Source organism: Novosphingobium sp. 17-62-19 (assembly GCF_002256775.1).
Classification (GTDB): domain Bacteria; phylum Pseudomonadota; class Alphaproteobacteria; order Sphingomonadales; family Sphingomonadaceae; genus Novosphingobium.
The window spans coordinates 1-21,621 of the sequence record NZ_NCII01000055.1; the positions used below are offsets into that span (position 1 = coordinate 1).

The 21,621-nt window shown below is 62.1% G+C and carries 22 protein-coding genes; 5 read left to right on the forward strand and 17 right to left on the reverse strand.

Features of this window, described 5'->3' with window-relative positions:
- Positions 1-408, reverse strand: a 408-nt coding sequence (locus B7X90_RS11265) for a DNA gyrase subunit A (RefSeq protein ID WP_292624511.1), incomplete at its 3' end; no start/stop codon positions are given.
- A 119-nt stretch (positions 409-527) separates the two neighbouring features.
- Between B7X90_RS11265 and B7X90_RS11270 the strand changes: the two genes are divergently transcribed.
- Positions 528-1,052 (forward strand): type 1 glutamine amidotransferase domain-containing protein, encoded by a 525-nt coding sequence (locus B7X90_RS11270; RefSeq protein WP_292624512.1) that lies wholly within the window; start codon positions 528-530, stop codon positions 1,050-1,052.
- Positions 1,053-1,291: 239 nt separating this feature from the next.
- Here B7X90_RS11270 and B7X90_RS11275 read toward each other — a convergent pair whose 3' ends face one another.
- The 5 genes from B7X90_RS11275 to B7X90_RS11295 all read right to left on the reverse strand — a co-directional run bounded on the left by B7X90_RS11275 (position 1,292) and on the right by B7X90_RS11295 (position 6,327).
- Positions 1,292-2,449: an iron-containing alcohol dehydrogenase gene (locus B7X90_RS11275; protein ID WP_292624513.1), complete on the reverse strand. Its 1,158-nt coding sequence runs from the start codon at positions 2,447-2,449 to the stop codon at positions 1,292-1,294.
- A gap of 183 nt (positions 2,450-2,632) precedes the next feature.
- The gene (locus B7X90_RS11280) at positions 2,633-3,808 is read right to left on the reverse strand and encodes a mechanosensitive ion channel family protein (protein WP_292624514.1); all 1,176 of its coding nucleotides are present in this window, start codon (positions 3,806-3,808) and stop codon (positions 2,633-2,635) included.
- Between the two features lie 55 nt (positions 3,809-3,863).
- On the reverse strand, positions 3,864-4,196 hold the full coding sequence (locus B7X90_RS11285; protein ID WP_292624515.1) for a 2Fe-2S iron-sulfur cluster-binding protein: 333 nt from the start codon (positions 4,194-4,196) through the stop codon (positions 3,864-3,866).
- 2 nt (positions 4,197-4,198) lie between these two features.
- On the reverse strand, positions 4,199-5,281 hold the full coding sequence (locus B7X90_RS11290; protein WP_292624517.1) for a cysteine desulfurase family protein: 1,083 nt from the start codon (positions 5,279-5,281) through the stop codon (positions 4,199-4,201).
- On the reverse strand, positions 5,278-6,327 hold the full coding sequence (locus tag B7X90_RS11295; RefSeq protein ID WP_292624519.1) for an aminotransferase class V-fold PLP-dependent enzyme: 1,050 nt from the start codon (positions 6,325-6,327) through the stop codon (positions 5,278-5,280). The genes B7X90_RS11290 and B7X90_RS11295 overlap by 4 nt, the downstream gene beginning before the upstream one ends.
- 125 nt (positions 6,328-6,452) lie before the next feature.
- On the opposite strand from B7X90_RS11295, the gene B7X90_RS11300 reads away from it, so the two are divergent.
- Entirely contained in the window at positions 6,453-7,109 is a 657-nt protein-coding gene (locus B7X90_RS11300) for an alpha/beta hydrolase (protein ID WP_268169797.1), read from the forward strand.
- 58 nt (positions 7,110-7,167) lie between these two features.
- Here B7X90_RS11300 and B7X90_RS11305 read toward each other — a convergent pair whose 3' ends face one another.
- From B7X90_RS11305 to B7X90_RS11315, 3 genes are all read right to left on the reverse strand, one after another.
- Positions 7,168-8,637, reverse strand: a complete 1,470-nt coding sequence (locus B7X90_RS11305; protein ID WP_292624522.1) for an aldehyde dehydrogenase — start codon at positions 8,635-8,637, stop codon at positions 7,168-7,170.
- A gap of 14 nt (positions 8,638-8,651) precedes the next feature.
- Positions 8,652-9,053: a nuclear transport factor 2 family protein gene (locus B7X90_RS11310; protein ID WP_292624523.1), complete on the reverse strand. Its 402-nt coding sequence runs from the start codon at positions 9,051-9,053 to the stop codon at positions 8,652-8,654.
- A gap of 279 nt (positions 9,054-9,332) precedes the next feature.
- Positions 9,333-11,729: a TonB-dependent receptor gene (locus B7X90_RS11315; protein WP_292624526.1), complete on the reverse strand. Its 2,397-nt coding sequence runs from the start codon at positions 11,727-11,729 to the stop codon at positions 9,333-9,335.
- 174 nt (positions 11,730-11,903) lie between these two features.
- On the opposite strand from B7X90_RS11315, the gene B7X90_RS11320 reads away from it, so the two are divergent.
- Complete coding sequence (locus B7X90_RS11320) at positions 11,904-12,383, forward strand: MarR family transcriptional regulator (protein ID WP_292624528.1); 480 nt, start codon at positions 11,904-11,906, stop codon at positions 12,381-12,383.
- A gap of 6 nt (positions 12,384-12,389) precedes the next feature.
- Here the strand turns inward: B7X90_RS11320 and B7X90_RS11325 are convergent, their stop codons facing one another.
- Positions 12,390-13,121 (reverse strand): nuclear transport factor 2 family protein, encoded by a 732-nt coding sequence (locus B7X90_RS11325; RefSeq protein WP_292624530.1) that lies wholly within the window; start codon positions 13,119-13,121, stop codon positions 12,390-12,392.
- Between the two features lie 70 nt (positions 13,122-13,191).
- On the opposite strand from B7X90_RS11325, the gene B7X90_RS11330 reads away from it, so the two are divergent.
- Together B7X90_RS11330 and B7X90_RS11335 are read left to right on the forward strand one after the other, a co-directional pair.
- On the forward strand, positions 13,192-14,109 hold the full coding sequence (locus B7X90_RS11330) for an SDR family oxidoreductase (RefSeq protein ID WP_292624531.1): 918 nt from the start codon (positions 13,192-13,194) through the stop codon (positions 14,107-14,109).
- A gap of 200 nt (positions 14,110-14,309) precedes the next feature.
- A complete protein-coding gene (locus B7X90_RS11335) occupies positions 14,310-15,173 on the forward strand; it encodes a dienelactone hydrolase family protein (protein ID WP_292624533.1) in 864 nt (287 codons plus the stop codon).
- A 9-nt stretch (positions 15,174-15,182) separates the two neighbouring features.
- On the opposite strand, the gene B7X90_RS11340 is transcribed toward B7X90_RS11335, so the two are convergent.
- From B7X90_RS11340 to ligA, 7 genes are all read right to left on the reverse strand, one after another.
- Complete coding sequence (locus B7X90_RS11340) at positions 15,183-15,842, reverse strand: hypothetical protein (protein ID WP_292624535.1); 660 nt, start codon at positions 15,840-15,842, stop codon at positions 15,183-15,185.
- A gap of 150 nt (positions 15,843-15,992) precedes the next feature.
- On the reverse strand, positions 15,993-16,910 hold the full coding sequence (locus B7X90_RS11345) for an SDR family oxidoreductase (RefSeq protein WP_292624537.1): 918 nt from the start codon (positions 16,908-16,910) through the stop codon (positions 15,993-15,995).
- A 116-nt stretch (positions 16,911-17,026) separates the two neighbouring features.
- Positions 17,027-18,508, reverse strand: a complete 1,482-nt coding sequence (locus B7X90_RS11350) for a carotenoid oxygenase family protein (RefSeq protein WP_292624538.1) — start codon at positions 18,506-18,508, stop codon at positions 17,027-17,029.
- Positions 18,509-18,564: 56 nt separating this feature from the next.
- Positions 18,565-19,365: a CmcJ/NvfI family oxidoreductase gene (locus B7X90_RS11355; protein ID WP_292624539.1), complete on the reverse strand. Its 801-nt coding sequence runs from the start codon at positions 19,363-19,365 to the stop codon at positions 18,565-18,567.
- A 70-nt stretch (positions 19,366-19,435) separates the two neighbouring features.
- Positions 19,436-20,380: a Gfo/Idh/MocA family oxidoreductase gene (locus B7X90_RS11360; protein WP_292624541.1), complete on the reverse strand. Its 945-nt coding sequence runs from the start codon at positions 20,378-20,380 to the stop codon at positions 19,436-19,438.
- Positions 20,323-21,111 (reverse strand): class III extradiol dioxygenase subunit beta, encoded by a 789-nt coding sequence (locus B7X90_RS11365; RefSeq protein WP_292624542.1) that lies wholly within the window; start codon positions 21,109-21,111, stop codon positions 20,323-20,325. Before B7X90_RS11365 ends, B7X90_RS11360 begins: the two co-directional genes overlap by 58 nt.
- Position 21,112: 1 nt before the next feature.
- Positions 21,113-21,526, reverse strand: a complete 414-nt coding sequence (gene ligA, locus B7X90_RS11370) for a protocatechuate 4,5-dioxygenase subunit alpha (RefSeq protein ID WP_292624543.1) — start codon at positions 21,524-21,526, stop codon at positions 21,113-21,115.
- Positions 21,527-21,621: the final 95 nt, after the last annotated feature.

Sequence of the window (21,621 nt, forward strand, 5' to 3'; positions counted from 1 at the left end):
GGTCTTGGTCAGCCGCGCTTCGGTGTAGCGATAGGCCGCCGCATTATCGCCATCGATATTGCCGAAGTTGCCCTGCCCCTCGACCAGCGGATAGCGCAGCGCCCAATCCTGCGCGAGGCGGACCATTGCATCATAGACGGAAGCATCGCCATGCGGGTGATACTTGCCGATCACATCGCCCACCACGCGCGCCGATTTCTTAAACGCATCGGTGGGGTTAAGCTTCAACTGCCGCATCGCCCACAACAGGCGGCGGTGCACCGGCTTCAGCCCATCGCGCAGATCCGGCAGCGACCGTGCCGTGATCGTGCTCAGCGCATAGACCAGATAGCGCTCTGACAGCGCGGAGTCGAACGGGGCATCGACGATTGCGTCGAACGGATCGGGTTCAGTCGTATCTATCGCCATGGTTGGAACGTCCTAGCAACACGATTGCCGGAGCGAAAGTCATGGAACCGCAGCAGTCCCCGGCAATTCTCTTACCAAGGCAAACAGCCCTTCCCCCCGATTCCCCATAGGAGAACACCATGACCAAGCGCGTCCTCATCGTCGCGACCGATGGCTTCGAGCAGTCCGAACTCGAAGGGCCGAAGAAGGCACTGGAAGACGCCGGTATCGAAACCGTCGTCGCCAGCCTCAAGTCCGGCTCAATCACTGGCTGGAAAGACAAGAACTGGGGTGATGCCGTTGCGGTAAACCTGACCATCGAAGAAGTCGAAGTGACCGATTACGACGCACTGCTGCTTCCCGGCGGCCAGATGAACCCCGACATTCTCCGCATGGAAGATTCGGTGATCGATCTGATCAACGATTTCGATGATCTGGACAAACCCATCGCCGCCATCTGCCACGCGCCCTGGCTGCTGGTCGAAGCAGACATCGTCGATGGCCGCACCGTCACCAGCTGGCCCTCGATCCGCGTCGACCTGGCCAACGCCGGGGCCGATGTGGTGGACGAGGAAGTGGTCGTCGACGGCAACCTCATCACCAGCCGCAACCCGGATGACATTCCAGCCTTTTCCAAGGCGCTGATTGCAGCGCTGGCGGACTGAGCGGGGGAAATTCCTCGGCGCTGGCTCCGGCTGGACGCCAACACCACCACTCGTCATCCTGAACTTGTTTCAGGATCCATTTCGCCAATCAACCTGCTGTTTGTGCTCACAAATAGACCCTGAAACAAGTTCAGGGTGACAGGTGTACAGCAAGTGAGAAGTGGGGTTAGCTGACAAAAGCCCTCTCCCCTTCAGGGGAGAGGGTTGGGTGTGGGGGACTTAAAAACAAAGCCCTCACCTCACCCAAACACCTCACCATAAAGCCGCTCTATCTCCGCCGCATCAGCCACGCGCGGATTGTTTCCCGGCGATCCCGAAGCAATCGCCTGCCGCGCCATTTCCGGCACCACCGCAAACCACTGCTCTTCCGAAATCCCATGCGAACGCGGCGTCGGCACCTGTAGATCACGGTTCAACCCCGCAAGCTCCTCCAGCAACCGCGCCACCGCCGCCTGATCGCCTTCAGCCTCCCCCGCAACACCCATAGCTCGCGCACAGTCGGCATAGCGTCCCAGCGCCGATGCCGCCGAAAACGCCGTCACCGCAGGCAGCAGCATCGCGTTGGAAAGCCCATGCGGCACATGGAAGAACGCCCCCACCGGGCGGCTCATCCCATGCACCAGCGCCACGCTGGCGTTGGAAAAGGCGATCCCCGCATGATGCGCCCCCACCATCATCGCCTCACGCGCGGCGCGATTGCCCGGCTCGGCACAGGCTGTGCGGATGTTGGGCGCAATCAGCTTCATCGCAGAAATCGCCATGGCATCGCTGAACGGATTGGCCTTTTTCGAAACATAGGCCTCAATCGCATGGGTCAGCGAATCGATTCCCGTATCCGCCGTGAGCCGCGCGGGCTTGCCCATCGTCAGTTCGAAATCGACGATGGCCACGGTCGGCAGGAACGCCAGCCCCGCACAAAGCATTTTCTCGCTCGTCGCCTCGTCCGTTACGATGGTGAACTTGGTCGCTTCCGATCCGGTCCCCGCCGTGGTCGGCACCGCGATGATCGGCAGTCCGCCATCGTCGGTCTGGACCGGAGCCTTGAGCGAAGGGATCGGCCGGGGATCAAGCGCCAGTGCCGCGATCACCTTGGCGGTATCAATCGGACTGCCCCCGCCAAAGCCGATGACACAATCCGCGCCGCTCCACCGCAGCGCATCAAGCGCCTGCTCCACCACGGTCACGGTCGGATCGGGCACGGTATCGGCAAAGACCGTGGCGGTGATGCCAGCGCTTTCCAGCACGTCCAGCATCCGCGCCACCATGCCGCTGCTCACCAGAAATTCATCGGTCACGACAAAGGGTCGCGACAGGCCACATTGCGCCAAGGCCGCTGGCAGTTCCGCCAAAGCCCCGCCGCCCACACGGATGATCCGGGGAAGATTGATCGCCGCCATTGCCACCCTCTTTGATAAACTCGCCCCATCGGACCGCAAAACGCCGATCAGGGCAAGCCATCAAAAGACCAGAACACCACCTCGCAACAAAACCAGCGCCCCCGCGAAGGCGGGGGCCTCAGGCCTTTTACAGAACATCGGTGTAAACCGCCCAAGGTCCCCGCCTGCGCGGGGACGCACAACTTAGCTTTCAGGCGAACCAGCAGGCTCAGCAGCCTTCAATGGAACAACCGCGCCTTCAGGATAGGGCATGACCAAGGTTCCATCCGGTGCCGCAGTGTAAGATGTTTGCGTGGGATAAGCGAAGTTGATGCCCTCACCAGCAAAGCGCTCCACAATCGACACCAGCAGCCGGTCACGCGTCGGATGGGCAACGCCCCAGTCAGCCCCCGGCACATCGATGATGAACATGAAGTCCAGCGAACTGGCGCCAAAACCCTCAAACCCCGCGCGAGACACTTTCACATTCTCGGCCTCACCCAACGCTTTCAGCATCGCAGGAATGCGCGCCAATGTCGTGGTCGGTGTCTCGTACGTTACACCGATGGCAAAGCTCAAGCGGATGTGATCGCGCACGGTCACGTTCCTGATTTCCTTGTCCAGCAGATTCTTGTTCGAAACGATCAGCAACTCACCGGTGAACAGCCGCACACGCGTGGTCCGCATCCCGATCTGTTCCACCGTGCCGATGCTGTCACCCCATGCGATAACATCGCCCACCTTGAACGGCCGGTCGAACAGGATCGAAACCCCTGCGAAAAGATCCGAAAAAATGCCCTGCGCCGCCAGACCGATAGCAATACCACCAATACCAAGACCGGCGACAAGGCCCGCCACGTTCACGCCGAGATTGCCAAGGATCAGCACCAGCGCGATGGCAAAGACAAGGAACGTCACCAGCGCGCGGATGATGCTCATGGCTGATGTCAGCGCACCATTGGCGTGCTGCGCATCTCCGGCGCGGTGCTCGATCACGCCCAGCACCAGTTCGCGCGCCCAGATCGCAGCCTGCACCGTCATGCCGATGGTGAACAGGAAGGTGATCGTCGTATCGAGCCAGGCAGGCGCCGCAGCATAATTATCAACGACCCGCGCCGCCAGAATTACAAGAAACCAGAACTTGGTGCGCGCCGCCAGACGGCCCACGATCGTGCGCCAACTCACCAATGCGTCGCCTTCACGGCAGAGGCGCTGGGCCAATTTCTGCACTGTCAGCAGCAGCAGGACGATGCCCGCCGCTACGCCGACCGCTATTGCAATGCGCAGCCAGTTTTCAGCCAGCCAGCCGCTGGTCTCGGCGATCAGGAGTTCGGGATTGGACGAAAGGGCGGGATTCGCGGGACGTGGAGAAACTTGCATATGTGTCGGAAAACCTAAACGCAGATCGGGTTCCCGACAATCCGGTGCTCTATGTTCACCGTCCCTGCATATCGCGCGCTTCGGGCGGCACGTGAACGACCAGCCCGTCCAAATCCTCGGTCAGTTCGATCTGGCACGAAAGGCGGCTGGTGCGCGTTACGCCAGCGGCCAGATCCAGCATGTCTTCCTCGTCATCCACGGCGGGCACCAGCTTGTCGAACCATTCCGGCGCAATCACCAGATGGCAGGTGGAGCAGGCCATCTGCCCTTCACACGTGCCTTCCAGCGGCATCCCGGCGTTCTGGCCCACTTCGAGCAAGCGCTGCCCCGCTTCAGCCTTCGCCGAAACCTTTTCACCTTTGGCGGTGACGAAGGTGACACTGACCATGCTTACATGACTCCCTGCGCCCGTGCCGCAGCGTTGATCGCCGCAGCGGCCTGTTCCAGTTCATCATCCCCCGTATAGCGTCCGAAACCGATGCGGATCGCAGTTTTGCTATCCCTGTCCGAAAGTCCGAGCGCGCGCAAGACATGGCTTGGCCTGCCAGAGCCGCTGGCGCAGGCCGAACCTGCTGAAAATGCAATGTTGCGGCATTCTGACAACAGTCTGCCCACGTCCAGCCCGGGCAGCCGCAGGTTCAGATTCCCATGCCAGCGCGCATCGGCACTGCCGTTCAGCGTCCACCCCTCAAACAGCGCCAGCGCCTTTTCCCACAGCCTTTCCACATGGCTCCGGTCCGTTTCCGACAGACTTGTGCACAGGGCGGCTGCCGCACCAAACCCGGCGCAGAGTGCGGGGCTGAGCGTGCCAGAACGCAATCCGCCCTCCTGCCCGCCGCCGTGAATGAGGGGCGCGATTTTGACGCCATCGCGCACCCACAGCGCGCCGATGCCCTTCGGCCCGTACATCTTGTGCGCCGAAATCGCGATGAAATCGGACTCTTGCGGCGGGTCGATTTTCCCCGCTCCCTGCACCGCATCGCACAGGAACAGCGCCCCCATTTCCTTTGCGCGGCGGGCGAGAGTATTGACCGGCTGCACTGTCCCGATCTCGTTGTTTACCTGCATTACTGCAACAAGATCAGATACTTCCGCAAAAGCAGCATCGGGATCGACCAGCCCTGCGCCATCCACCGGCAGTACCGCTACATCGGGATCGATAAACCGCGCGGTATCCAGCACCGCAGCATGTTCAATGGCGCTCACCGCCATCCGCTTTGCGCCAGAGCCTATCATCGCCAGATTGATCGCCTCGGTCGCGCCAGAGGTGAACACCACGCGTCCGCCCGGCGGCAAAAGCGCCGCCACTTGCGCACGTGCCACTTCCACCGCCGCTGCGGCTGCCCGGCCATAGCGGTGCGGGCTGTGCGGGTTGGCGAATCCGGGTTCGCCCGGCCCGGCAAGCCACGGCAACATCGCCTCGCGCGCTTCTGGTGCAAGCGGAGTGGTTGCCTGATAATCGAGGTATATCAACCCCGTATCTCCTTCCACACGTCCACGAACCGCGCAATCTCCGCCTCAGTCGTCTCGCGCCCGATGGACACCCGGATCACCTCGCCAGGGTGGGCATAGCCCATCGCCGTCAACACGTGGCTGGCTTTCAGGGAGCCGGAGGAGCAGGCGCTGCCCGCCGAAACGGCGATGCCTGCACCATCGAAGCGGATCAACTGCGCCGCGCTCGATTTTCCGGGCATACGATAGGCGGCAATGGTCGGGCAGCGCGGCGCCTCTGCGGCAACAATTTCCGCTCCGTTTTCAATCAGTTGGGCAGTCAACGATTCCCGCAAAGCTGAAGCGGACTTGAGCCACCCGCTCCCCGCCTCCAGCGCCGCCACCATGCCCAGCACCAGCGGCAAAGACTCGGTCCCACCGCGATAACCGCGCTCTTGCCCTCCGCTTGGCTCCACCAGCGCATAATCGCGCACCAAAAGCGCACCGACGCCCACCGGGCCACCGAATTTGTGTGCCGAAAGGACCACCATGTCGGCCTCGGCGGGAATTTCCAACTTGGCCGCACCTTGCGCCGCATCGCACAGCAGCACCCCTCCGGCGGCGTGAACGACCTGCGCAATTTCGGTGATGTTCTGCACCACGCCAGTCTCGCTGTTGACCTGTTGAACCACGGCCAAAGGTCGTTTGGTGTCGTTTAGGTGCATTTTGGTGCACTTCAGATTTACCAGCCCATCTGCGCCCACTTCCAGCCTTTGGGCATCCCCCGCCGCGCGCAAGGCTGCGTCATGTTCCACCGCCGAAACAAGCACTTGCCCGCATTTCGCGCGCGCGATGCCCAGTGCCAAAGCCTCGCTCGCCCCGCTGGTGAAGATCACTTCGCCGTGCCAACCGAGCAACGCCTTCAACCTCGCCCGCGCACCCTCCAATGCCGCCCGCGCCGCACGCCCCGCAGCGTGCGGACTTGATGGGTTGGCCCAGACTCGCCAACCCTCCTGCATCGCCGCGAGAGCCTCAGGCAGAAGCGGCGTGGTGGCGGCGTGATCGAGATAGATCGGATTTGCTGGCAACTTGAATCCCGGAAATGCGTGGAAAGATTGCTTTCGGACCGTGCGTTTCTATATAGCCATCAACGCAATTCCCAGCCCCGGCATTCCGTGCCGTGCGGCCAGACCACAGGATTACCGCACAGGCAATGCCCGCAGTCATTTTTCCCGGCCCTGAAGGCCGCCTCGAAGGCCGTTTCCAGCCCGCTACACGTGCGCGCGCGCCGGTCGCCATGATCCTGCATCCGCACCCGCAGGCGGGCGGCACGATGAACGATCGCATCACGCAGGCGATGTACAAGACCTTCGTGGCGCGCGGCTTTGCCACACTGCGCTTCAACTTTCGCGGAGTCGGGCGCTCGCAAGGTTCGTTCGACAACGGCATCGGCGAACTGTCAGATGCGGCAGCAGCGCTAGATTGGGTGCAGTCGATCCACCCGGAAGCCAGCACCACCTGGATTGCGGGCTATTCGTTCGGCGCGCTGATCGGGATGCAACTGCTGATGCGCCGCCCGGAGATTCGCGGCTTCATTTCGGTTGCTCCGCCGGCAAACATGTACGATTTCAGCTTCCTGGCACCTTGCCCCGCATCGGGCATCATCGTGCAGGGCACGGCCGATACGGTTGTTACGCCCAACGCCGTGCAGAAGTTGGTCGACAAGCTGCGCACGCAAAAGCACATCACGATCCATCACGATGAAGTGCCCCGCGCCAACCACTTCTTCGAAAACGAAATGGATGACATGATGCGCGCGGTGGACAACTACCTCGACATGCGTCTTTCGCCGGATTGCCCGATCCGCTGATCGGACACCTTCAAGGCAAGCAAGACCCCCGCCCTTTCCGGCGGGGGTTTTTCGTTGGTCAAAGCTCTGTCGGCATTCCGTCGATCAGGATGGTCTTCATTTCCATGTAGGGGAAGAGGCCTTCAGGGCCACCTTCGCGACCGATACCCGATTGCTTGAACCCGCCGAAGGGCAGGCCGAAGTCCATGCGCAGCCCGTTCTGACCAAAGCCGCCAGTGCGCACGCGGCGCGCGATGCGATAGGCGGCGTCGGCGTCATACGTCAGTACCGAACCGTTGAGGCCATAGGCGCTGGCATTGGCGGTGCGGATCGCGTCTTCCTCGTCCTCTACCGGGATCAGGCTGAGGACGGGGCCAAAGATTTCCTCCTGCGCGATGCGGCTGTCGTTCTTCACGTTGGCGAACAGGGTTGGTTCGATGAAATAGCCCTGATTGAGATGCGAAGGCCGTCCTCCGCCAGTCACAAGATCGGCAGTGGACTTGCCCTCTTCGATATACATTTCAATGCGTTCAAGCTGGCGCTTCATCGCCACGGGGCCGAGCTGCGCTTCGGGGTCGTCCGAATGGCCGATGCGCACCTGCTGCATTTCAGCCGCGATGGCGGCGGCCAGTTCGTCGTGCCGATGGCGCGGGACAATCACGCGGCTGAGCATTGCGCAGACCTGCCCGGACATGAGGGTGATGGTGCCGGTGAGCATCTTGGCGGCGGCTTCAATGGGGAAATCGTCGCGCACGATCGCGGCCGATTTGCCGCCCAGTTCCAGCGTGCAACGCGCCATGCGCGCGCCGCAGACCGAGGCGATGCGCCGCCCCGCCACGGTGGAGCCGGTGAAGGAAATCTTGTCCACGCCTTCATTGCAGACGAGGTGGTCGCTTGCCTCGCGGTGGCCGGTAACGAGATTGACCACGCCTGCCGGAATGCCCGCCGCCTCTGCCGCCTCGGCAATGATGTAGGCCTCAAGCGGGGTTTCGGGCGATGGCTTCATGATCACGGTGCAGCCCGTCAGCAGCGCATAGGCAACCTTGTTGGCCATGATGCCGAACGGCCCGTTCCAGGGCGCGATGGCCGCGACGACGCCGACCGGTTCATAAGCGATCAGCGCGGTATCGGCGGCCATGCTGGGGCGGCGCTGGACGAATTCAAACTGTTCGGCAAAGCCTGCGATCTGGACGAGCGCCATTACGCTGCCGCCGTGCATCGGCCCGGCGAACGAGGCGAGACCGCCCATCTGCGCGGTCCATGCCTTTGCCAGTTCGGGCACGCGGGTTTCCAGATGCGCGACCATGCGGCGAAAGGCCGCGATGCGCTGCGCAGGCGGCGTGGTGGGCCAAGGGCCGTTGTCGAAGGCTTCGCGCGCGGCTGCCACGGCGGCGTCCATGTCAACCTCGTCCGCCTCGGCCACGCGGCCAACCACCTGTTCGGTGTTCGGCGAGATCAGATCGATCATGCGGCCGGAATGCGCAGGCACCCAGCGGCCACCAATGTAGAGTTGGTCGGGGTGGGCGACGTTTACACCTTCGGGGTTCATCGGGATCGTTCCTCTCATTCGGGTGCCAGCGCGCATTCCACGCGCTCGATCAAGCCGTTGTTGATCGTATAGAATATGAACTGCCGCATTTCCTGCACTTCGCCCACGGCAATCGGGAAGAAGCCGTGCAAGCCACGTGCATCGAGCGCTTCGCGAGTGAGCGGCTTGATCCCTTCAACCCGGATGATGGCATCAATCGCAGTGAGCGTTTCAGACGCGGCAAAGTTCAGCACGCGGGCGCTTTCGTTCACGTGTTCGTGCAGGAAAGCGTAAAAGTCCTTCAACGCCTGTCGCGACCGGATCTCGACGCCGAAGAACGTCATCAGCGGCGGATCGACATAGAAATCGGCCACCGCGTCATAATCCTTGGCGTTGAACGCGGCGACATAGCAGTCATAGGCTTCGCGGCTGAGCAAGCGGTCTCTCCCGGTGGCGGCCGGATTCGGCTGGCCCATAGACGCTAACATTTGATATGATTTTCGCCAAGGCTGATTTCTTACACTTCGTCATTGCGAGGAGGCGAAGCCGACGAAGCAATCCAGAGGTGCGTAAACCGCTCTGGATTGCTTCAACCCGCTGCGCGGGTCTCGCAATGACTATCGGTTTGCGGGAACACTCCCAAAGCACGTCAGCGCCAACGGAAAAAGGGGCGGCCATTGCTGACCGCCCCTCTCTTCCTCGTCTTGCGAAACCGATCAGAACGTCTTGCGCACTGTCAGCGCCCATTCGCGCGGGCGACCGACGTTGGAATACGACGTGCCGACGAAGGAATAGACGGCCGCAAAGCGCAGCGGCAGGAAGTAGTAGTTGTTGAACATGTTCTGGACTTCAAGCGAAATGGCCAGATCCTCATCCGGGTTCTTCCATGTCAGGCGGGCGTTGCCCAGCGTGATCGAAGGATTGTACTGCAGATCGGTGAACACGCCGCCATTGATCAGGCGGCCGATTGACTGCTTGCCGACATAGGACAAGTCGAAGCGCGGGGTGATCGAACCCGAAGTGCCCAGATCGGCCTTGTACTGGATGCCAAGGCTGGCGCGCCAGGCCGGCGTAGTGATCGGGTCTTCGATGCGCAGCGCACCCAGCGCGGCGGCGTCGATCCGCTTCCACTTGCCATCAATCCAGCTGAGCGAACCGTCAATATCGAGACCTTCGACCGGGCTGGCCTGCATTTCGAGTTCGAGGCCGTACATCTCGCCGTCACCCGCGTTCTGGATAGCGGCGCAAGGGAACGGACCCGTGCCCGGGGCGAAACCATCGAGTACCGAACAGTCACCAATCGGCAGCTGGATATTCCGGTAGTCATTGTAGAACGCCGAGAAGTTCAGACGCAGGCGGCGATCCAGGAGATCGGTCTTGAGGCCGAATTCATAAGCCGTCAGCGTTTCAGGATCAAATGTGCCGTTGATGGCCTGGTTCCGGCTGAATGGACGCGCGGTGACGCCGCCTCCCTTGAACCCGGTGCTGACAGTGGCATAGGCCAGCACTTCGGGGCTGAAGCGATAATCGAGCGACAGGCGCCAGTCGATCTTGTCACCATCGTAAACCGACTTCGTGCCGTTGAGCGCGCCGACGCCGAACGGATCGACCAGCGTGCCGCCATCCCAGCGGGTGCGCACGAAGGTGTAATCCTTGTGCTCATCGGTGTAGCGGACGCCTGCGGTGATCGTCATGTCTTCAACCGGGCGGATGAACACGGTGCCGAACGCGGCTTTGCTGTTGGCTCTGATCGGATCGTCACCCTGGAACTGCAGGAACAGCGCCGGGTTGCCGATGGGCACGATGTAGCGGATGTCCTGACGGGTGAAGTAGACCGAGGTCTGGCTGTTGTAGAAGCCTCCCACGGTCCAGTCGATCATATCGCCGATGCTGCCGTTCAGGCGCAGTTCCTGACTGAAGAACTTGAAATCGAGATCGTTGAAGCCGCCGCCGGCAATCAGGCTGTAGGGCGTGTAATCATCGTCCGTGCCGAAGACCTGGTTGTATTTGCGATAGGCCGTGATCGCTTGCAGGTTCAGGTTGTCGCCAAGCCCGATGGTCAGGTTGCTGGAAACGCCCCAGCCTTCGAAGCGGGTGCTGTTGGGGTTGTAATAGGCCTGCGTGGCCTGACCGCCTGCGGGCATGTACCAATCGGCATAAGTGCAGAACTTGCCGCACGAGAAATCAACGCCGCCGGTGAGCGCAGGGTTGGTCGCGCCGATGACGCCAGCCGCGTTTGTGCGGTTTTCATAGGTGTAATCGCCGGTGACGGTCCAGTCGATCGTGTCGTTGGGGTTGAAGCGCAGCGATCCGCGCAGGCCCGCATAATCACGCTCGCCCAGCTTGGCGACGACGCAGTCCTTGGGGGTGGAGGCATTGCCGCCGATGCCCAGCGGGTTGCCCGGATTGGCACAGCCGAAATCGACCTGATCGACATAGCCTTCCTGACGCTTGTACACGCCGGAAATGCGCGCATAGAGCCCTTCGGCGAGCTGGAAGTTGGCAGTGCCGCGCAGATCGGTGCGCTGGCGTGAACCATAGACCGCTTCGACCGTGCCGCTGCTTTCTGCGCTCGGCTTGGCCGAGAACAGCTTGATCGCGCCGCCGATGGAGTTACGCCCGGTGAGCGTGCCCTGTGGGCCGCGCAGCACTTCGACACGTTCCAGATCGAGCAGGTCCATGACCGAACCGGTCAGCGTGGCGAAGTATACGTCATCGATATAAATGCCGACGCCCGGTTCATACGCAGGGTTGAAGTCATACTGGCCAATGCCGCGAATGTAGGCCGCCATTGATGAGCCGAAAGCGCCGCCCATCTGGGTCAGTTGCACGTTCGGGGCTTGCGCTGCGATCTGCGAAATGTCGGTCTGGTTGCGTGAGGCGAGCAGCGTGGCATCGACGGCGGTGATCGACAGCGGCGTGTCCTGCAGGCGCTGTTCGCGGAACTGCGCGGTCACCACGATTTCGTTGGTGGTCGGCCCTTCGGTCGCCTGAGCGTCAGTGGCCTGCGCATCCTGCGCCACGGCGGGCATGGCGATGGAAAGTGTCAGAGCCGCAAGGCTTCCTGCGGCAAGAAGGCGCACGTGTGACGTGGTACGTGTTGATTTGGCCATAGCCCCTCTCCTGAATGGTCCTCTTCGGGACCAGCTGATGTTTGTTAGTAAGACATACTAATTAGCGCTTTGCAAGCCTAACATTTGCGCGTGTTGGAAGGACGCGAAAGTGATGCAGATTTCCCACAGTTCGGCACTTGCCCCGCCGCGCCAACGCAGCGATAGACTGGTGGGATGACTGTTGATCCCGCAATCACGAATGCTTCTGCAAGCTCCGACTTCGATGGCGATGTCGGCCTGCTGATTGACCTGCTGAAGCTTGGCACCTTCATCGGCACGCCCATGCGCGAAGGTGTGGCCGATCCGCTTGGCCTCACCACTACCGATTTGCGCATTGTTCTTGCGCTGGGCGGCGAAGGCGAACTGGCCGGGCATGACCTTTCCGAGATCATGGGCGTGCCGCCGATGAACGTCAGCCGGGCGATTGCCGCGCTTACCGAACGCGGACTGGTTGAGCCGGGCGCAAACCGCACCAACCGCAGGCGCAAGCCGGTGCGACTCACTTCAGCCGGAGAAGAGCTGTTCGCGCAGACCATGCCCGCAATGGAGCGCGTGGGCGCGGATCTGTTCAAGGGCGTGCCCCAGCGTGACCGCGATGCCTTCCGCCGCGTAGCCGCTTCGGTGCTGGCGCGGATCGGGCGCTGGGGCGGGTGACGCACTTTACGGCCACTTCTTCTGCAATTTGGTGAAATCGCCCACGGCAAAGCTATGCGCCAGCACCGGATGCGCGAAGCTCATCGGCACTTCCTGCCGGTGAGGCCAGGTCTGGCGGACTTGCGTATCGGGCAGGATGCGGTCCGGGCCGATCGGATTTTCAGGAGAGCACTGCACGGCGGGCTGAAGGTGAGCGACGGTCTTTGACCAGCCAGCTTCGTAATCGGCCTGCCACTGCATCATGTAATCCAGCCGCTGGATCTTCCAGACGCCGTCTTCCTTCACATAGTCGTTTTCATACATGCCGCTTTCCCAGAACTGCTGCGGCATCCCTTCGGGCTTGTCCTTCAGGATATCGTCATGCCAGCCACCGGCGAGGATGCCGCGGAACCGGCCCTTGGCGGTCTGCCCATCGGGCGCGATGGTGATGACGTCCTGCAACTGGAAATGATCGAGCAGAAGTCCGTGGACCGGGCCGCGCTTGCCACCGGTGAACAGGTTCTGGAACCACGTGCCGTAAAGCCGCATCACGCCTTCATAGCCGACGTATTCGCCCGAGAGGAATACGACCGCACCTTCCCTGGCGAAGAGCCCCGCCACTTCCTCGGGCCGGTTGTAATCGATGTAGTAGCCATAGGCCCATTGCAGGCGGCGAATCGCGTTCAGGTCTTCCAGCTCGGTCACGCGCGCTTCGAGCGCGGCGAGGCGGGATTCTGTAGAGGACTCTGGGTTGCTCATATCGACTCTCCCAATTGCTTTATTTGTATGTGATACTAACAATCTGGAGAGCGATTGCGAGAGGAAAAATATGAGCGGCTGGACGGGACAGGTGGCCTTCGTCACCGGGGGCGTGACGGGCATCGGGCTGGGTGTGGCACAAGCGCTGAGCGATGCCGGGCTGCGGCTGGCGCTGAGCTATCGCAACGAAGATCACCGCGCGCAGACCGCCGCATGGTTTGCCGCCAAGGGGCGCGAGGCCCCGCTGTTCGTGAAGCTGGACGTGACCGACCGCGCCGCCTTTGCCGATGCTGCCGCGCAAGTGGAGGCGCATTTCGGTGCGGTGCATGTGCTGGTGAACAATGCAGGCGTCAGCGTGTTCGGGCCGAGTGACGAGGCGAGCTACGACGATTACGACTGGATCATGGGGGTGAACTTCGGTGGCGTGGTCAACGGGTTGGTCAGCTTCCTGCCCCGGATCAAGGCGGCGAGCGGGTTGCGCCATGTCGTCAACGTGGCGTCGATGGCGGCGTTTTTGCCGGGGCCACAGGCGGGGATCTATACCGCCAGCAAGTTTGCGGTGCGCGGGCTGACCGAATCGTTGCGCTACAACCTCGCGCCGCACGGCATCGGCTGTTCGCTGTGCTGCCCGGCGCTGACGCGGACCAACGCGTGGGATTCCGCGCTGAAGCGGCCTGACGCTTTTGCCGATAGTGGCTTTGCCCCGGCAGACCGGGCGGAACTGGAGCAGTTCGGCGGGGCGTTTGAAGCGGGGATGGACCCGTATGAGGTGGGGCAGAAGGTGTTCCGCGGCATGGCGCGCAACGACGGGCTGATCCTGACGCACCCGGAATTTCAGGATGACTTCCGCGAGATTTATGAAAAGTCGGTGGCCGCACTGCCGCAAGAGGAAGCGCCGCCTGAGCGTTTGCACATCGAACGGCTGCGGCGTGAGGCGATGAAGGCGGCAGAAGCGGGGCAGATCATCCGGCTGGATGACCTGACGTAAGCTTGAATCGCCCGCTCCCCCGCGAAGGCGGGGGCCTCAGGCCTTTTACGCTACCCTTCAGTAACACGACTGAGGCCCCCGCCTTCGCGGGGGCGCGGTTGAGGGAGGACGCGTTTTGGTGCGGGTGCTGCCAAGGCGCTTGCAGCCATCCACCGCCCCGCTATCGTGCCGCGCGGACGGACAACGCGACGAGGTGCCCCATGTGCGACGAAATCACCGAACAGGAAAACGCCCTCTGGTTCAGCAGGCGCCAGTTCGCCAGCGTTGGCGTGGGTGCTGCCGCGATGGCCGCCCTGCCCGGCTGCGCAACCGTTTCGACTGACGGCAAGACCAAGAGCCGCACCGTCATCATCGACACGCCCGATGGCAAGGCCGATGCGTTCTTCGTCTATCCCGCCAAGGGCAAGCACGCCGCCGTCATCATGTGGCCCGACATTGCGGGCCTGCGCGATGCTTACAAGACGATGGGCACCCAGCTTGCCGAAGCAGGCTATGCCGTGCTGGTGGTGAACCAGTACTACCGCTCAAGCCCCGCCCCGATCCTCGGCTCGCTGATGGAGTGGCGCACGCCGCCGGGACAGGAAAAGCTGAAACCCATGATCGCCGCAATTACGCCTGCGGGCACGGTGTCCGATGCCGGTGCCTTCGTGAAATGGCTCGACATGCAGGCAGAGGTCGACACCAAGAAAAAGATCGGTTCGTGCGGCTATTGCATGGGCGGCCCCTTCACCGTGCGCACCGCCTTTGCCAACCCGGACCGCGTGGGCGCGGCAGCCTCGTTCCACGGCGGCGGCCTTGTCGGCGATGCGCCCGACAGCCCGACCAGCCTGTTGGCCAGGACCAAGGCTGCCTACCTCATCGCCATCGCCCAGAACGACGATGAGCGCGCGCCGGACGACAAAGTGAAATTCCGCGCGGCAGCAGATGCGGCGGGGCGTCCTGCGGAGATCGAGGTTTATCCCGCGCAGCATGGCTGGTGCACGCTGGACGCACCGGTTTACGACAAGGTGCAGGCCGAGAAGGCTTGGGGGCGGATGCTGGCGCTGTATCAGAGAAACTTATAGTGTGAACTCTTAGCAGCCATTCCACTCCTTCATCGTGCGACGATTGTAAGCCCTTCCACGCAACTCGGATTTTTGCCCTACCACGAGCCGGGTACACCCACCGACCAATGCAAGCGTCGCTATACCAATTTGAACGGTCCCAGCATCTTGCGGAGTTAACTCCGCAAGATGTGGATAGCTGATAACCAGCGCCGCCGCGACGAAAGCGATTATCCATCCGGCCAGCAGCACCTCAAGAAAGCGCTCATTCACTCTGCTTACAGAAAAGCTGACTTTTCCGTCCATGAGTGCAGTCATATGGAGGCTTCCTTCAACTTGCTGCTCCAAAAAATCGACGTGCGCCTCCCAGTTTTTCTGCCAAAACTTTGATCCCTTGGCAGACAGCAAGGCGGTCAATGCCGCCAGCGCTCCCAAGACTGAAACTATTAGGACGACCGGCGGATGGAATTTGCCCTCCTTGCCGCTAAGCGCCAAAGCACCAAAAGCAACCAACTGAAAACCCCAGAAGTAGGCGGACCGCTTCCAGTAGTTCTCTATTTCAAATTTACGCAGTTCATGGGATCGATCCAACGCCGCCTTGTGAGCGGGGCTTGCCGTGTCAGATGGCAGATTCAGTCGATTAAAATACAACTGAGAAACTTCGGGGGATTGATCATGTGTTGCGCTCATTGGCGCTGCATATCAGGCGCACCGCATCAAAGCCAACATCAAGCCCCCTCTTCTTGCACCGAGAGGGTTGGGGGTGGTGGCGATACGAGGTGCCGGTGCCGGAACAGCACCACCCCCCGGCCCCCTCCTCTGAAGAGGAGGGGGAGGGACTCACGCCCCTTTCAGCATCTCGGCGTTGTCCTCGATCATCTGGCGGACCGAGCGCGCCTTGCGGCCGGTCAGGCGCTCCACATCATCGGTGCAGAGGTCGAGGAAGCCTTCGCGGATGGCCTGGCCGAAGGTTACCATGTCGTCGCTGTTCCAGGGGATGCCGCCCACTTCGGAATCGTCCACCGGGCGGCGGGGGATGCCCATGGCGTCGAACATGGCGTATTGGCCTTCGTCATCCAGCGGAACGTATTCCACCGGGCGGCCGGTGACTTCGGCCATGATCGCGGAGACTTCCTCGAAGGTCTGTAGTTCGGGGCCGGTGATGTTGTAGGTCTGGTTTTCGTGTCCCTCGCCGGTCAGCACGGCGACGGCGCTTTCGATGCAGTCATCGCGCCAGACCATCGCTTCGCGGCCCTGCCCGGCGTTGGAGAACCACTTGCCGCTTTGCATCACGCCGGGGCCGGCCATCAGGATCATGGCATCGGCATAGTGCGCATCGCGCAAGCAAGTCCACGCGCAGCCGCTGGCCTTCATCAGGGCCTCGGTTTCGATATGATCGTGGCGCACTTCGGCGGGGTTGGCGGGATCATCTATGCCGATGAAGCTGGTGTAGACGATGTGCTTCACACCGCCTGCCGCCGCCGCATCGATCGCCGCCTTGTGCTGCACGACGCGCGCGCCGACGCGGGTGCCGGAGATCAGCAGCATCTTGTCAGCGCCTTGGACGGCTGCGGCCAAAGTCTCAGGCTTGTCGAAATCGCCATAGCGGACGGTGCAGCCCTGCGCGGCGCGGTCTGCCAGCTTCTCCGGCTTGCGCGTGATCAGGATGAGGTCGGCGGCGCGGCCCTGCGCGATGAGGCGATCGGTTACGCCACGGCCATAGTTGCCCGAAGCTCCGGTGATGACGATCCTGCTCATCTCAATTCATCCTGCTGAAATTCCTGCACCCCCGCGAAGGCGGGGGCCTCAGTCGGTTTGCGCAAGTGTGCCGTAACAACACCGAGGCCCCCGCCTTCGCGGGGGAGCGAGTTGTTTTACGAAAGCGCGTCCAACTGCGCCTGCGGCACCCACCAGCCGTGGACTTGCGGACGCAAGCGGGTGGGGATGTGGACCTTGGCCACCGGCCCCGCGCCGATGTTTCCGGCATCGACCACCCATGCTTCATGGATGAACTGGTTGTCGCCGATCTGCTGATCCATGATGAACACCAGCCAGCCGTCCTTTGCCGGATCGGCGGCGGGGACATGGACCGGCTCGTTAAACCCGGCCATAGGCAGCAGGGCGAGTGCGTTGGTCACTTGCGGGGCGGGCGTGTCCATGCCGTCCAGCCGGAGCAGCATATTGAAGCTGACGCCCACCGGGCCTGCGAACAGCGGCGGGCCTTGAAGCTGCGGGTTCATCGAAAGCATGAAGCCGGTCTTGTAGGGCCGCCCCTGCAACTTGGCGGGGATCACCGGGAAATCGCCGGGCGGGCCGATGATGGTTTCGACCACCTCGCCGCCATCGGCCTTCGGATCGACCGTCCAGCGGGTGAGCGCACCGACCACGTCCTGCGGCCCCATGTGAATGCCCGATGGTTCGCGGATGAAGGCGAAAGCGTTGGTGTTGTTAAGGCAGGCGTCGAAGTGGAGCATACCTTCGGCATCCTCCCAAGCGTTCATCATGTGGTACGAATGGCAGCCCTTTGGCCCTTTGAACCATTTGATTTCCGACACATCGCCATACCGAGGCATCACGCCCAGCCATGAATCCAGTTCCGGCTCATGATGCCAGTGTTCGCCGCCCGCCTTCAGCCGATTGAGGTCAGCGGTGGTAGGATAGATCGGGAACAGCGCGTAGTTCTGGCTGACCGTGAAATCGTGCATCATCGCGCAATAGGGTGCGTCGAACCACTGTTCGCTTTTCAGCGTACCATCGGGCGCGACCACGCAATAGGCGACCTTGGGCGAGGCCTGTCCGTCCGCCTCGTAGCCATAGAAGAACAGCTCACCCGTTTCGGCATCGATGCGCACGTGCGCGGTCATCGTCTCGCTCTTCAGCGCGCCGCTGAAATCGTAGGAGCCGAGCGTTTCGAGCGTTACGGGATCGACGCGGTAGGGGCGACCATCCTCCTTGGCCATCAGCAGGCGGCCTGCGTGCCAGATCGGGGTGGTGTTGGCCACGGTGCGGTCTGTGCCCTGCACTTCCGGGTCATCGGTGAAGGGGTTGCGATACTTGCCGAACAGCGCCTTTCCAGCGGCTTTCTCGGCTTTGTAGCGTGCGGTTTCGACGTACTTCTGGATGAAATCGGCCGTGCCATCGCCGTTGAAGGACAGGCGGCTGACCATGCCGTCGCCCGACAAGGTGTGGTCATTGTCGAACTTCGGCGGGAAGGCGGGATCGGGCACGGCGCGATAGAAGCTGCCGCGCACTTCGGGGGGAAGATCGCCTTCAACCTTCAGCCCGCGCAGGTCGGGCACTTCGCCGACCGGGGCGTTTGCACCCATGAAATAGATCGTCTGCGGAAATGCGCTCATGACCTTGCCTCACCCTATCATTTGTTATGATTTGTGTAGCGTGATCGAAAGACAGATCAAGCCCACCAATAGGCTGTCGCGCGCATTTCGATGCTGACGCGCGGTGGCGCATCGGCGGGGCAATCGGGCAGATCGAAGGCCACGTGCGGCACGTGGTGCGCGCGGGCCGGATCGCTGTCATTGGTCTTGAACAGCACCGCTTCATCGATGCGCATATCGGGGAACCAGTGCCAGCGGTGCGCGGGATTGTGCGCGACGACCAGACCTTCGAACGACCACTCCGGTTTGCCGGGTTCATCGAACACGGCATCAGCGGCGATCAAGTCCTGCGCGGTCAGGCTGCGCGCATCGCAGAACGCCAGCGGAACGTCCTGCGGCGGCGGCGATATCGCACGCCAGACGTTGTAGTGAGCGCAGCGCAGGAACGCGCGCCCGTTCGCGCCCCGCTCCCCGAATTGCTGCGCCGTCAGATCGGAAATGTCGATGTGAGCAAAGCGCGCGGGCATGGAGTTGTTGAGGCTGCCCGCCTTGCCACTGCGTTCGGAGAAGCGCAGCAGGCCCGGCGCGCCGACGTGGACCATGTCCGCGCCGGTCTGCGCCTGCACCAGCTCCTCGATCTCGCGCATGTGGATGCGAGCGACCGCATCGCGGTCGGCAAAGTCGGTGACGGCGCTGGTGTGCGCGATGATCTGGAAGCCTTCGCGGTCAATCGTCGTGCCAGCCGCGCGCGCATCGTGCATCGGCATGGGGGTGGGCACGATTTCCACTTCGTCCCGCTCATGCACGTTGGCATAGTAGCGCGGCCGGGCGAACTTGCGGCCTGAATAGGCGATCAGCGCTTCCATCATGCTCTCCATGGGCGGCCTGCTTTGCGCGGGTCCTGCCCCAACGAAAAAGGCCCGCCGTTTCCAGCGGGCCTTCCTCAAATTAGCCAGCAGCCAGCTGCTGCTCCAGCTCGCCCAGCACCCGATAACAATCGAGCACCTTGGCGACCGAGCTGTTCGGCTCGCGCCCTTCGCGGATTGCGGCGATGAATTCGCGGTCCTGCAGTTCGATGCCGTTCATTGACACATCGACCTTCGAAACGTCGATCGGTTCTTCCTTGCCGTTCACCAGATCGTCGTAGCGCGCGATGTAGGTTGCGGTGTCGCCGATGTAGCGGAAGAAGGTGCCGAGTGGCCCATCGTTGTTGAACGAGAGCGACAGGGTGCAGATTGCGCCGCTTTCGCTCTTCAACTGGATCGACATGTCCATCGCGATGCCGAGTTCGGGATGGATCGGCCCTTCGACCGCATTGGCCTTGACGATCTTGCCCGCCTGATAGGCAAACAGATCGACCGTGTGCGCGGCGTGGTGCCACAGCAGGTGGTCGGTCCACGACCGGGCCTCACCCTTGGCATTCATGTTCTTGCGGCGGAAGAAATAGGTCTGCACATCCATTTGCTGGATGTTGAATTCGCCCGCCGTGATCTTGTTGTGCACGTACTGGTGCGAAGGATTGAAGCGGCGGGTATGGCCGACCATGCAGACCTTGCCGGTTTCCTCAGCCACGCGCAGAACTTCCTGTGAATCCGCCCAGCTATCGGCCAGCGGGATTTCCACTTGTACATGCTTGCCCGCCTTCATGCAGGCGATGGCCTGCTGCGCGTGCATCTGCGTGGGGGTGCACAGGATCACCGCATCCACATCGTCACGGGCGAGCGCGTCCTCAAGCTCGGTCGAGCTATGCTTTGCACCATACTTTTCGGCCACGGCTGCGGCCTGATCGGCGCGGCGGCTGATGATCGAGGTGATTTCCACGCCATCGATGTTCTTCAGGCCATCGAGGTGCTTTTCGCCGAAGGCTCCGGCGCCTGCCAGTGCGATACGCATGTCTTGTCCCTTTCTTTGCCTTCAGAGCCGGTTTCGCGCAGATATTCGATGTGTGGGATGTGGCGAACATCGTCGTTGTCGGAAGCCAGCAGGTCGAGGAACTTGTTGTCCCACTCGCGGTTCAGCAGCCCGGCGCGCGGCCCCTGAAGCTGGTGGCTCATGCCGCCAGTGCCCCAGATCTGCACGTTGAGGTCTTCGGGGAAGCTTTCCACCGCGCGGGCAATCGCCTCGCCCAGCGCCCAGCAGCGGTTGCCCGAAGGCACCGGATAGGTGACGACATTGACCGCGAGCGGCACGACCTTGACCGGCCACTTTTCAGGCTGGCCGAACATCATCGACAGCGGCACGGTGAGGCCGTGATCGACGTCCATCTCGTTGATGATGGTCATGTCGAAATCGTCGAGGATCAGGCTCTGCGCGATGTGCCAGGCAAGATCGGCGTGGCCTTCCACATCAGGCACGGGACGCGGCCCCCAGCCTTCGTCGGCGCTCTTGTAGTGCTCGCCGCAACCGATGGCGAACGTCGGGATGATGTTCGCATCAAAGGCCGATGCGTGGTCGTTATAGACCAGAATGACGACGTCGGGCTTTTCCTGCTTTTCCCATTCGCGGGTCCAGTCATAGCCTGCGAAGATCGGGCCAAAGTAATCGTCGCGGCTTTTGCCCTGATCGACAGCGACACCCAGCAGCGGAACGTGGCTGGAGCCGACGCCAGCGGTAATCTTGGCCATATCAATAGCCTCCTTTAATGGAGCGATTGCCCTGAGGCGCGCGACCGCCATCAAGCATCATCTGGCGGTATTCCGGCCAGGTCATGTCGGTCATCGTGCTGACCGCTTCGGCAAACGGTATGCCGTCGGACGAGAACAGCTTCGACAGGAAGTAGACGTTGCCGCCAAGATCGAGCAGCGTGTTGTAATCGCGCGCCATCAAGGCAACCTTGGCCTCTTCCGAGATGTTCCACTCGTCAAGATAGGCGCGCTCGTCCGCCTTGAAGCGGGCGCGGTTTTCGGCCTTCATCAGGCTCATCGCGAACTGGTTGATCCAGTAGCCCTTGCGGGCGCGGGCGGCGGTGTAGATCCGCGTGCCGGGGATATCGTCCAGCTCGGCGAGGTATTCGTGGATGTTCTGGCGGGCAGTGGTCACAGGCCCCTCTCCTTCAGCTTGGCATCGAGGCGCGGGAACACGCGGCGCGCGTTGCCCTCGAAAATCGCGTGGCGTTCAGCATCGCTGATGTCGAG